The following is a 12,385-nucleotide window of genomic DNA, read 5'->3' on the forward strand; positions in this document are numbered from 1 at the left end:
TGTTGGCGGCGTTCATGGGACTATTCGTTAGATTGCCAAGGATATACGCATATTGTAGTATTCGAGATGCTGGTATATTGGCGAATTGGACTAGCCCGGTTGGTCTGGTGATAGTTAGCGCGGGAATAGGAAGAGGAGGACCCATGACGAAGTTTAGGGATGTAGTTGCTGCTATCTGTCTCACGATTTGTTTGGCTGGGGCGATATCATTAATCGTGCTTGTGTGGATGGTCCCATCGCAAACCCCGATGGTCACGAACCTTCTCAATATTCTTCTCTTCATTCTTTCAAGCCTTTTCGCCGTAATTGTTGGTTACTACTTTGCGCGTGTTAGCACATCTGAAAAGGTCGATACCATTGCCGAACAATCAACCGAGAAGATGGTCCATTTGTCCCTGCAATTGCAACATCTCAAGAGTTATCTGCAAGAGACTGTAGAGGTGGCGGAAGAAGAATCACATGTTAACATTATGGCCGAAATGAACGCCTACCGGCACCGAGTCGAGGCCGCCGCAGAGACAGCCGCATCGCTCGCTTCATCCAACGAAACGTTTCGTAGCGATTGGCTCGGCATTGTCTCAGATTCTGCCCGTGGGGCAATCGAAAAAAAATATGAGAAATTGCGTGAGTACCTACAGGATGCAGAGACCTATGAACGTCTCAAGACCGAGCGGATTGCGGGCGGTACAACTGCGGCCGAGGATGAGAAACTCCGTGCAGTTGAAGCGCGGATAGAGATTGCCAGGAAGCAGTTGCCGATCCAGCAACTCCCTTTCAGACCGTTGGTGCATCAGCCTGCAGTATCTGTCGAACAAGTAATAAAAGAGGCTTCTGAATCGCACCAAACCGGCACTCTGAAGGTAAAAGTGATAAGACCAGTTTTTATGGCAACCGGTTCCGGTAAACTGACTCCCCCCATGCGGAGCGTGCCTTGGATATCACATAAATTAGTATCACATCCTGCTGAATTGATTGTTGACAATTTCCGGGCATCCCCGGGGACCGGAACCACATATGATTTTAACATCTGTCTAAAGTCAATGATGTTCGGCGTTTATCTCCCCCTTGGAGAGTATGTCTTTGAGTACGATGCGGGGGAAAATGGAGCCGGCCGAGCGTCGGATGCGACTTCACGGCCCAGTCTACGCGCGACATCCGCAACGCCTCAAGGCTGATATTGGCGGGGGATTGATAAGGATTGCAGGACCGTCTGCCGAAAGGGCCAAGAGTCTAGTGCTTCTAGATACCTACCCCTACTTCGACGAGCCCGTATTGTCTCGGCAGGAATTCCAGCCGATTGCGCTTGTGGGGTTGCCCTACAGGACTCAAACCACAAGTACGGTTTGATGAGGGGGCCGTGGAAACGTACGAGGCCAGGCCTCGTGTCGCGCCACGGCCCTACTCTGCGCATGAGAGCCCGTCTCTAAAATGGTTCTGAACAAACCAGTTCTCCTTTTGCGGCCGGAGACTTTTTGCTTTATTTTTGCATAGGTCTGCACTATGAGTCCCATCTAAATATAGGCCAGAAAATGTTTCACCTTTGCCCCAGAGACCCATTCAGAGGGATATGGGCCGGTGTTAGAATAAAGCAGTATTATTTGGTGCCATTATCATATGATTCCACAAAGCGTGTGTATCTCCCAGACACATCAGAGAAAAACAAGACATGCCCTAATCGATCTCCATGGATTACATGATGCCGATGGCGGGATTGATATCAAGACGAAGGACGGGCGAATTACATTTCAATACCCAGCGCGCTGCTAAACAGAGGTGAATATGGAATTTTCCCTTGCAATGAAATTGGTTGCCGATGAACTGTTAGATAAAGAGGTGGCGACAAAGGAAACCTATTCCCAAAGCGCGTCCTTAGATATGGCGCGAGAAATCCTACATGCGTCTCCTGAATATAAATTGGGGGACTTTAGCAGTCCTACTTTGAGGGATTTCATCAAGAATGAGGATTCGCTGGGGCCATATGAAAAGCACATTCTTTGCACGCTTCTGTTAGGGCCATCCAAGGTGGTGGCAATCCTCGGCGGGCTGGGATGTGGGAAATCTTCCTCAATGAAATTCGTCAAAAGGTTTGTTGACGAGAACCGCGTGGGTAACCAAATAGAGGTTTTCTTGGTCGATGGGAATCTGATGGACATTCATTTCCCGCCGACTAATGATGAAGCCATTCGCCGACAACAATGGGAGCATCTTCTGGGCGAACTCGACCGCCAAGTGTACGAGACTTTCTGCGTCACAGCGAAAACCAAAAACGCGGTTTATTCGATACTTGCATCAGCGCAAAGGCGAAGGTATCTGCCCGAAGGGAAGAAAGGTGGAATCGGGTCTAATTTCGCAATCATACAAGATGTAATGGCAAAATGCGGAGGGTTGACTGAACTTAAGAGCGCATTGGATAACGGGCGCGATGTAAATGCGCTCATTCGCAAAGTGGTCCTAGAGGAAATGAAGCCAGGAGACATGACTAGTTTGACTATGGCGTTGATGCAAGTTCGACATCTCCAAAAGCCATTGGCAAAACGAAGATCAATCCTTATCGTTGACAATCTCGACCCATTGCCGAGATATTTGCAGAAGGATCTGCTAGTTTTCCTTCTGCGACGCGGGAATCCAATTGACTATATGGTCGCTGTGCCCCTGCGCTTGTCCACATTCGAAGAAGCCTCCCGATACCACCCATTTTCGTGGTACCCGCATTCCGGGCCACTGCCATTAGAAATCCTCTTTAGTAAGCTTGCCGTCTTTCTCGCGAACCCAAAGGCTCTGAACAGCTTTCAAAGCGTTACCGATAGGGGAATGCAGAGCCGCATCTATTTTAGAGTTACCGAATTCTTCTTCCGTTTTCTCGTGGGGTCTCGCGATTTTAGAGATATCTTCGAATCGATTGCGGGGCATAATGTGCGAAACGCATATGATGTTGCCTCCGGATGGTTACGCCATATAAACCTGCGCAGCAATTATCCAGACCTGGACATGCGGGAAGTGCAGGAGGAGGTTCGGCGGCACAGCTTCTTGTTCTTCTGTGAAGAGGTAATTATGACCTTATCGCGTGTCCTGCGCACGGAATCAACAAGAAGAGAATTTGCCCCCAAAGCACTTTCTGTTGACGGTGAAGAAATGGCGAAGAGAATCGGTGTGCACCTCGCGGAACGGCTTGCCGCGACTTGCGCAAAGCAAGTACAGAGATTTATCGCGAATGTGCGTTGGGTTTCCGATTTGAAGCCGGCAGACTTTGACAGGTACCTAGCATGGGCTTTCGGGAAACTCGAGATGTGTTTTGATCAAGAGAACGAGCACTTGAGTCCACTCGCAGGCGCCACGGCATTCGCCCGGCTGGAAGGAGCCCGGGTTGGCAGAAAAGATGAATTCTGTCAGGAAGCTATGCGAGAGCTGGCCAAGACGCTACAAGATCAGGGGGCAGAGGTCATCTCCGCTGCGGGGATTTCTCTGACCAGCGCGAAATTGCTGTGCAAAGGCATCATTGATCGACTGCAATCAGGAATGAAGGTAGACCCAAGCGATAGAAGGGTGGAGTTGGAAATCAAGGAGCCCTGTAAATATGCTGCACCCAATATTGAGGCTGGCATAAGGGGGCTACTCGATAGGAACAGCAGGTACGAAGCTGCCAAGAGTCTGATCTTTCTCGACGATGCTACTAATCCCTTGCGAGAGAAATTCATTTTTAACGTTTTCGGAATTAGAAGAGAGCTTAGCCCATTAGGTCTTCGAATCATTTACCTCCTTGCCGAGCAAAGGGGGCAATTTATGCCGGTTCAGCAGTTGCTATCCGAGTTGGACCGCCATGGATACACAGATGAGGTTGAGACACGAGATGTTTTCAATAGCATGATTGACACTGACCGGCGGTTGCTCGCAATCGCCGTCGACGCAGATTTTCAGAGCTATTCGGAGATTAAGTGCCTCACAACGCAGAACGTGCAATTGACCCCGGTGGGCCGCAATTACTACGAGCGATTGGTTTGGCAGCCTGTTTATATTCAGGCGATGCTTCCACGATTGGTAGGCCGCGGCTGTGATGATGAGCCAAGGGAATCTTCGCGACATGAGGAGAACTTCCGCATTCTCAATCGCCTTGATGAGACATTTGATGCCCTTAAGAATCTTGTTGAAAACGAGTTCTCTCGTTTGGGAAAGCCTTGGAATTCCCGGATCCAGATCCAATGGCGACCTGTTGATTTAGAATGTCAGAGCGCAGCTGGCGATGTCTATACAAAGAGTCTGGAACGCTTTGTCACCTCTTGTTGTAGTCACTTCCACAATTTACGCCAAGAGTCTAATGGGAACGCCCACCGCGTAGCCGAACTGACCTTCCAATGGATTGACTTTGGTCGGCAGATGATGCTCAAGCACGCTGAAATATTCAAATCAAAGAATCAAAATTGGGAGGTGCGAATCGGAGAGGCCGATAGGCTGGCAGAGAGGAACATGGGGCGTGAATATGCCAATTTGCGACATCCCCAGGTTTCTCTTTGAGAATCAGTGGGAGGATGCGATGCACTTTTCTGATATTGTCAGCCTAATCGGCACTGTCCTGAGCGGATTAATCTCGGCTGGGCTCCTTTGGCATCTACTTCGCCTCAATGGCCAGCCCGACAAACGGCCACCAGTGTTTTTGGCCACTGTGGTCTCAAAGATTGTCGCTGCAGATAACGAGCGAAATCGACGCCGGGTTGAAAACAGACTTACCTGGATAGCTATCATTGGGATGGTCTTGGGAGTAATTTGCCAAGCTGTTGGTCTAGTCCTTTCTCGCCTGGCACCGACCTCCGTCTTTTAGGTCGCAGTCAGCGGCCCCGGCGCTCGCCGCCTCTGTTGGGCAATCGCCTCCATGAGTAAGACAGACAATCTTTGTCGACGGGAGAAAAGCGCCGAAGGGTCAGACGGAGAGTCCTCCAGTGGGAAAGCGGCGGCTAAACCATCCGCAAGCAAGAGCTCGAATACTGCGTCCTCTTCCGCGACACTGACTGTGCTAAGCTCCCCAAGCCTTAACCCCTCACGGAAGACCCCGACGCCGCCACCAAGTTTTCCAAATTCCTGCCCAATCCCGCGCCGCGCTCCGGAGGGCAATTTCAGCTGCCTTTTGCTAGAATCGGCTGGACTCACGCCCATGACCCCCGACCAGCCCGCCCCACCCGCCAAACTCGCCATCCGCCGCACCCTTCGCCTGGGCTCGGGCCTGCTCGCCGCCGCCGCCATCCTCGACCTCGCCCGCGAAGCCTACTCCGGCGGCTCCTGGCTCGCCACCCCCGGCCTCGGCCAAGCCTACGCCATGGTCCTCACCGCCTACGCCGCCACCCGCGAATGGGAGAAATGGACCGACCCCAAAGACCAGACCGCCTACCACGGCCACTACTACCTCCTCGCCTGGATCACCCTACCCCTCATCCTCTGGCTCACCGACATCACCAACATCGCAGCCCCCGCATGGCCCGCCAACCTCAACACCACCCTCGGCTGCGTCCTCGCCGCATACGCCGGCAGCAAAGCCTCAAGCCGCTGGCGCGGCTTCACACGCCGCGCATTCGTCAAAGCCCGCCTCCAGCCCCCGGCCCAGCCAGAGCCCCTCACCCCCGACCGCCTCCTCACCAGACACACCCTCAGGATCGGCGCCATGCTCTTGGGCGCCGCCTGCCTCTGGGACGCCGCGGTCGAAGCCTTCTCCGCGGGCGCATGGACCTACACCGGCCACCTCGTCTCCACCTACAGCCTCGTCCTTGGCGCCTACGCAGCCACCCGCGAATGGGAAAAATGGACCGACCCCTATGACCAGGACGCCTACTGGGGCCAATGGTTCGTGGCCGCCTGGTGCCTCCTGCCCGTCCTCATCTGGCTGACCATGGCCGTAGGCTTCCCTAATAAGTGGCCCTCCGGCCTCACCCCCGCCCTGGCCGCTGTCCTGGGCGTCTTTGCCGGCAGCAAAGCCTCCGCGGCTTGGCGGGCGGACAAGGCCAAGAAAGGCTGGGGGAACGTCCCTGGCCTCCCCCAGCCCGCCCCGGGCGACGGAGCAGCCCTCCCGGCCGACCCCCCCGGCCCAGCCGACCAGGTCGCCCGAGCCTGCCGCAAGCGCGGCGCCTTCACGGCCGAACAGATTGCCTCGGACACCGGCCTGACCCTGCGCGCGGCCCGGGGACATCTTGGCGTACTTGTCAGGGAAGGGTATGTATCCAATGACGGCAACGACCAGTTACATTGGATAGGACCTTAGGCCTTGAAATAGGTACATACCATGTGTCCGGCAGACATGTATGTATACATCGGATGTATGTATCCTACCAGTCGCGGAACAGTCAGAAATGCATGAATTTACATCACTTATTTAAAATAACAGTCGACCCCACAAGAACAGTCGCCCCACCAGTGAACACCATAGCCACCCCCTCAGTCAGGAACCCCAATGAGCAAAATGACCGCGTTTCTCCCGATAGGCCTGCTGGCGGTTTTGGCCGCCTGCGTCCAGCCCAACATCTCCTATGAGCCCGGCCCCACGGCCCAAAACCGCCTGCCCATCCGGGCCGTGGTCTGGCTCATTAAGGAACAGCCCCCCGAGCCCCCAACCGGCCGGCCGGCAACGGACGCCCCCATGGAGACCAGCCTGACCAAGAACGGATCCCTTTGGCGGCCCCAGCTCACCATGCAGGTCCTAAGCAGAGCCTTGGCCGCTGAAATCGAGGCGCGGGTCGCGGAGAACGCCGAGGTCGTGGAATGCAGCTACAATAACTGCCCCATAGTAGCGGAAGAGCAAGCCGGCGCCCGGCTGTTCGTGGAGGGCACTGTGGTCGAGGCCGTTGCCAGCCGCTCGCGCGGCGGCAACCAAGTATACCGCCTTAAGATCGACCTCTCCGCCACCCTGGTCCGCCAGCGGCAGCCCAACCTGCAGTCCTACTGGACCAAGACCGTGGAGGTCGAGCAGGGCCGCGCCGGCCGGCCCGCCAAGGACCTCGCTGAGCTCATGCGCAAGGCCTTTGCCCCAGCGGCCGATGAGCTGGCCCGGGCCCTGGAGCAAAGCCCGGCGGCCGAGGCTTTGGCGCAGGCGGGGCAGTAGCCCTGCTGAAGGGCTCTTCCCTCTCGACCGACAAGACCGGCAGCCTTCATAGGGGCGCCGCGACCAAGGAATAGTCGCGTCGGGGTTGCGGCCTGACCGGCCGCAACCTTTAATTCTGAGGCAGCCGGCAGGGAACTTTCCGCGGCCAAAATCGTACATATAGTATGAGCCACCAACGCGCCAAACCGATTGTCCAGCAGCCTGCTGGCGTATTGACCGTGCCCGCCGGCTATCCTGACTTCCTCAAAGATAGGGAAAAATTGACCGAATCCTAATTTATCCTAATTTATTGTAATTTAGGATATTGACATATTGAAGAATACCTGCTATCCTAATTTAAGTCAGATTAGTATAAATTATGATGAAACCGTGAAAATCCCAGAAGAGCCGCCCAATTTCTACTCCGTATTCGAAAAAGACCCGCCCACATTTTTTAAAGCCATGGCCAGGGCGGATGTTCAGACCCTCCTGCGCAAGAGCGCAAGTCAATATCCCTATTGGGACAAGCTCAAGTATTGGCCCATGCCTGAAGGCATCACCCCGGAACTCCTGTGGACCCTTCGCGAATGGTCTGCCCAGGCAGAGCGCAAAAAAATCCCGCTCGTGGCTACGTCCGGAAACCCCTTTTCGTATTGGCTTCCAAATCAGGCTCAGGAGTGGCTCTACCAGATCGACCGCAACGCCCCCAGCCAACTGTCCTTGGAGGGAAACCCTCCCTCTGCGCAGGAGCGGGACCGCTACATCGTCAGTTCGTTGATGGAAGAAGCCATAGCATCAAGCCAGATCGAGGGCGCGGCCACGACGCGGCGCGTGGCAAAAGAGATGCTGCGCACCAAGCGCCCGCCCGCGGACAAGTCCGAGAGGATGATCCTCAACAACTATCGCGCCATCGAGCGGCTGCGTGTCCTCAAGGATTCGCCTCTCACTTTGGAATTGCTGCATGAGCTCCACGCCATATTGACGCAAGGCGCCATCGAGGAGCCTGAGGCTGCAGGCAGGCTCCGACGCAGTCCGCAGGACGACGATATCAGCGTCATCGATGACGGCGCCGATCCCCACATACTCCACATGCCGCCCAAGGGCTCGGAACTGCCGCGGCGCCTGGAACGGTTCCTTGCCTTTGCCAACGACGAGCGGCAGGAATCCTTCATCCATCCGGTCATCAAGGCCATCCTCCTTCACTTCTGGCTGGCCTATGACCACCCCTACGTGGACGGAAACGGCCGGGCGGCGCGCGCGGTCTTCTACTGGTACCTCCTGAGAAAAGGCTACTGGCTCTTCGAGTTCGTCTCGCTCTCCCGCATGGTGCTGCGCGCGGCCGGGCAATACTACCGGGCGTTCCTTTATTCCGAACGGGGGGAGAAGGATGCCACGTACTTCATCATGTTCAATCTGCAGGCCATCCATCTCGCCATCAATGAGGTCCAGAAACACATCGCCCACAAGCAGGCTGAGATGCGGCAAGCGGCCGCGCTGCTGCGCGGCGTCCGGGGCCTCAACGGCAGGCAAAGGGAGCTCTTGCTCGATGCCCTCAAGAAGCCGGGCCGGACCTACACCATCTATGGCCACCAGCAGACCCAGCAGGTCTCATACCAGACGGCAAGAAACGATCTGTTCGGATTGGCCGACAAGCAGCTCCTCACCGTCTCGAGGTCAGGAAAGACGTTCGAGTTCGTCCCCTCCGAAAAACTCCCGGAGATGTTGAAGGCAGACCATCCCAAGCCCGCGCCATGAGCCCCGACCAGCCCGCCAAACTCGCCATCCGCCGCTTTCTGGAGCCTCCGCCCCAGCCGCCCCGCCAGATCGGCTTCAAGCCCTAATAGGGGCGACGCGACTGAGGAAGGGTCGCGTCGGGGTTGCGGCCTGACCGGCCGCAACCTTCGATTCCGAGGCAGCCCGGGAACTTTTTCCGGCCTCATTCGTATATGTAGTGGAGACTCGCATGAAAGAAAACCAGCATATCGAATACAAGGAATCCTGGCGTGACGAATGCCTGAAGTGGATCTGCGGCTTCGCGAACGCCGACGGCGGCGTGCTGCACATAGGCCGCAACGACAAGGGGGTGGTCGTCGGCTTGGCCAACGCCTCGAAGTTGCTGGCGGATATTCCCAACAAGGTGCGCGATATCTTGGGCATCATGGTGAAGGTCAACCTGCGCGAAGAAGCCGGGAAAGAGTACCTGGAGATCGCGGCGGAGCCTTATCCCTGCCCGTGAGTTACAAGGGCGAGTACCACTACCGCAGCGGCAGCACCAAACAGGAACTCAAGGGCGCGGCGCTGGACCGATTTCTCTTGAAGAAGCAAGGCCGCCATTGGGATGGCGTGCCGGTTCCCCATGTCAAGATCGAGGACTTGGATAGAGCGGCTCTGGCCTATTTTCGCAAGCGGGCCTTGAGCAGCAGGCGGCTTTCCCCGGAAATACTGGGAGAGCCGGACCCCGTGTTGATGGAGAAATTGATCTTTTGGATGGGAATTACTTGAAACGGGCCGCCCTGCTCCTGTTCCATCACGACCCTGAAAAATTCGTCACCGGGGCCTTCGTGAAGATCGGATTCTTCCGCGGCCATTCGGACCTGCTGTACCAAGATGAGATCCATGGCGACCTGTTTTCCCAGGTCGACAAGACGCTGGACCTCCTGTCGACCAAATACATGAAGGCGTTGATTTCCTATGAGGGGATTCAACGCGTGGAGACCCATCCGGTGCCGGATGAGGCGATGCGCGAGGCCGTGCTCAATGCCGTGGCTCATAAGGATTATTCCAGCGGCCATCCCGTCCAGATCAGCGTGTACGACGACAGGATCTTGCTGTGGAATCCGGGGCAATTGCCGCCCGCTTGGACCGTGGAACGATTGCAGGAGAAGCATTCTTCCCAGCCCTTCAACCCGGATGTAGCCAATGCGTTCTTCCGGGCGGGCATGATCGAGGCTTGGGGCCGCGGCATCGAACGGATACTGGAGGCCTGCCGGTCTGCCGGTGTCCCCGCTCCGGTGCTTCGCTGCGAAGGCGCCGGGTTGTGGGTGGAGTTCCCTTTCAAAACCGAACTAACGGAGAGAAGAACCGGGGCGACTACCAAAGAAACTACCAAAGAAACTACCAAAGAAACTGCCCAAGAAACTACCCAAGAAACTACCCAAGAAAAGATTCTGGCCCTTCTGAGAGCACGGCCTGGGACCAATCGCAGAGAGCTGGCCGCGAAGCTCGGCATCAGCGAAGATGGCGTCCAGTATCATTTGAACAAATTGAAGTCATCCGGGCTTGTCAGACATGTGGGCCCCACGAAAGCGGGACATTGGGAGGTGAGATGAACGATCATCGCGCAAAGGGCGGTCCGTCGCCCTGACTGGCGCCGGTCTTTTGCTAGAATCCCACTGAAATAGGGACCCAAATGAGCCCCGACCCATCCGCCCCACCCGCCAAACTCGCCATCCGCCACACCCTCCGCCTCGGCTCCGGCCTCCTCGCCGTCGCCTCTTTCCTAGACCTCGCCCGCGAAGCCTACTCCGGCGGCTCCTGGCTCGCCACCCCCGGCCTCGGCCAAGCCTACGCCATGGTCCTCGCCGCCTACGCCGCCACCCGCGAATGGGAAAAATTGACCGACCCCTATGACCAGGACGCCTACTGGGGCCAATGGTTCGTGGCCGCCTGGTGCCTCCTGCCCGTCCTCATCTGGCTGTGCATGGCCGTAGGCTTCCCTAATAAGTGGCCCTCCGGCCTCACCCCCGCTTTGGCCGCTGTCCTGGGCGTCTTTGCCGGCAGCAAAGCCTCCGCGGCTTGGCGGGCGGACAAGGCCAAGAAAGGCTGGGGCAACGTCCCCGGCCTCCCCCAGCCCGCCCCGGGTGACGGAGCAGCCCTCCCGGCCGAACCCCCCGGCCCAGCCGACCAGGTCGCGGCGGCCTGCCGCAAGCGCGGCACCTTCACGGCCGAACAGATCGCCTCGGACACCGGCCTGACCGTGTTTATGGCTTGCGGCTAGGTGGGCGCCCACTTGAGGTCATGACCATCACGCCGAGTGTACTGTACTGAAGTGGGCGCGCCGAGTGGGCGCCCACTTTAGGCCAAGTGGGCGCCCACTTCTGCCGCCCACTTTTTTGGGGTACAGTCGATTATCTCGTATTTTGCGGGATTTCTCTGGGGTACAGTCGGGGTACAGTGGAGGGTACAGTCAGGGGTACAGGTACAGTCGGGAGTACAGTCGGGAGTACAGTCGGAGTACAGTCAGGGGTACAGTCAGGATACAGTCGCCGGTACACTCAAGGGTGGGTTTCTTAGGAGATTTGTAGCCGTCCCAGCCGTGGCACTGTTCCAGGCAAGAAGTCACAAGAAGTCGTACGACTTCTTCACGACTTCTCGCGGCTTCTGTACCCCTGTAGTCGATCGCACATCCACCCCGCAAAAATTAGCAAAATAACCGCGTTTCTCCCGATAGGCCTGCTGGCGGTCCTGTCCGCCTGCATCCAGCCCAACATCTCCTATGAGCCCGGGCCCACAGCCAAAAACCGCCTGCCCATCCGGGCCGTGGTCTGGCAGTTCAAGGAACAACCCCCCGAGCCCCCAACCGGCCGGCCGGCGCCGGACGCCCCCACCCAGACCAGCCTGACCAAGAACGGACCCCTTTGGCGGCCCCAGCTCACCATGCAGGTCCTAAGCAGAGCTTTGGCCGCTGAGATCGAGGCCCGGGTGGCGGAGACCGCCGAGGTCGTGGAATGCGGCTCCAACAACTGCCCCATCATCGCGGAGGAGGCCAAGGGAACGCTCCTGTTCGTCGAAGGCACGGTTCAGGAGGCCGTGGCCAGCCGCTCGCGCAACGGAGGCGAAGTCTACCGCCTTAAGATCGACCTCTCCGCCACCGTGGTCCGCCTGCGGCAGCCCAGCCTGCAGTCCTTACTGGACCAAGAGCGTGGAGGTCGAGCAGGGCCGCGCCGGCCGGCCCGCCAAGGACCTCGCGGAGCTCATGCGCAAGGCGTTTGCCCCCGCGGCCGATGAGCTGGCCCGGGCCCTGGAGAAAAGCCCGGCGGCCGAGGCCTTGGCGCAAACGGCGCCGTAGCCCTGCCGGGGGGGCTATTGGCTCCTTCCCGGTCCAGCGCAAAGGGCGCGAACTCGCCAGCGTCTCCAGAATTCGGGAGACCCATGGAACTTTCCGGCGCCGAGCTCGTATATGTAGTATGTGGGCAACCCCGCGACCACCTGCAATCCGACAGCCAGACATGTATATCGCTTTCGGATAAACCGCACATAAGTCGATATAAGAGGCCAGATCCCGAAATGAATCAAAAGAATGAGACAAATGAAGCAGTGATTCATTTA

Annotated in this window: 7 protein-coding genes and 1 pseudogene; all 8 read left to right on the forward strand. The window is 57.2% G+C overall.

Annotated features, from left to right (window positions below):
* Positions 1 to 143 precede the first annotated feature (143 nt).
* The 8 genes and pseudogenes from NTY77_14975 to NTY77_15010 all read left to right on the forward strand — a co-directional run bounded on the left by NTY77_14975 (position 144) and on the right by NTY77_15010 (position 12,064).
* Positions 144 to 1,175, forward strand: coding sequence for a hypothetical protein (locus tag NTY77_14975; protein ID MCX5796796.1), 1,032 nt, complete (start codon positions 144 to 146; stop codon positions 1,173 to 1,175).
* Between the two features lie 604 nt (positions 1,176 to 1,779).
* Positions 1,780 to 4,509, forward strand: coding sequence for a hypothetical protein (locus tag NTY77_14980; protein MCX5796797.1), 2,730 nt, complete (start codon positions 1,780 to 1,782; stop codon positions 4,507 to 4,509).
* 634 nt (positions 4,510 to 5,143) lie between these two features.
* A complete protein-coding gene (locus NTY77_14985) occupies positions 5,144 to 6,241 on the forward strand; it encodes a hypothetical protein (GenBank protein ID MCX5796798.1) in 1,098 nt (365 codons plus the stop codon).
* 198 nt (positions 6,242 to 6,439) lie between these two features.
* Positions 6,440 to 7,078 carry a hypothetical protein gene (locus NTY77_14990; GenBank protein ID MCX5796799.1) on the forward strand — a complete coding sequence of 213 codons (639 nt, stop codon included), beginning with the start codon at positions 6,440 to 6,442 and terminating at the stop codon, positions 7,076 to 7,078.
* 369 nt (positions 7,079 to 7,447) lie between these two features.
* Positions 7,448 to 8,812, forward strand: a complete 1,365-nt coding sequence (locus NTY77_14995; GenBank protein MCX5796800.1) for a Fic family protein — start codon at positions 7,448 to 7,450, stop codon at positions 8,810 to 8,812.
* A 208-nt stretch (positions 8,813 to 9,020) separates the two neighbouring features.
* Positions 9,021 to 10,386: pseudogene (locus NTY77_15000) on the forward strand (winged helix-turn-helix transcriptional regulator).
* An 80-nt stretch (positions 10,387 to 10,466) separates the two neighbouring features.
* On the forward strand, positions 10,467 to 11,054 hold the full coding sequence (locus tag NTY77_15005; GenBank protein ID MCX5796801.1) for a hypothetical protein: 588 nt from the start codon (positions 10,467 to 10,469) through the stop codon (positions 11,052 to 11,054).
* A 542-nt stretch (positions 11,055 to 11,596) separates the two neighbouring features.
* Positions 11,597 to 12,064 carry a hypothetical protein gene (locus NTY77_15010; protein MCX5796802.1) on the forward strand — a complete coding sequence of 156 codons (468 nt, stop codon included), beginning with the start codon at positions 11,597 to 11,599 and terminating at the stop codon, positions 12,062 to 12,064.
* The last annotated feature ends 321 nt before the right edge of the window (positions 12,065 to 12,385 follow it).

This window comes from Elusimicrobiota bacterium (assembly GCA_026388095.1).
Lineage (GTDB): Bacteria > Elusimicrobiota > Elusimicrobia > UBA1565 > UBA9628 > UBA9628.

Bases quoted from the DNA above. Each gene is read 5' to 3' on its own strand.
- NTY77_15005 (MCX5796801.1), top strand. From the start codon at position 10,467: ATGAGCCCCGACCCATCCGCCCCACCCGCCAAACTCGCCATCCGCCAC.
- NTY77_14975 (MCX5796796.1), top strand. From the start codon at position 144: ATGACGAAGTTTAGGGATGTAGTTGCTGCTATCTGTCTCACGATTTGT.
- NTY77_14980 (MCX5796797.1), top strand. From the start codon at position 1,780: ATGGAATTTTCCCTTGCAATGAAATTGGTTGCCGATGAACTGTTAGAT.
- NTY77_14985 (MCX5796798.1), top strand. From the start codon at position 5,144: ATGACCCCCGACCAGCCCGCCCCACCCGCCAAACTCGCCATCCGCCGC.
- NTY77_14990 (MCX5796799.1), top strand. From the start codon at position 6,440: ATGACCGCGTTTCTCCCGATAGGCCTGCTGGCGGTTTTGGCCGCCTGC.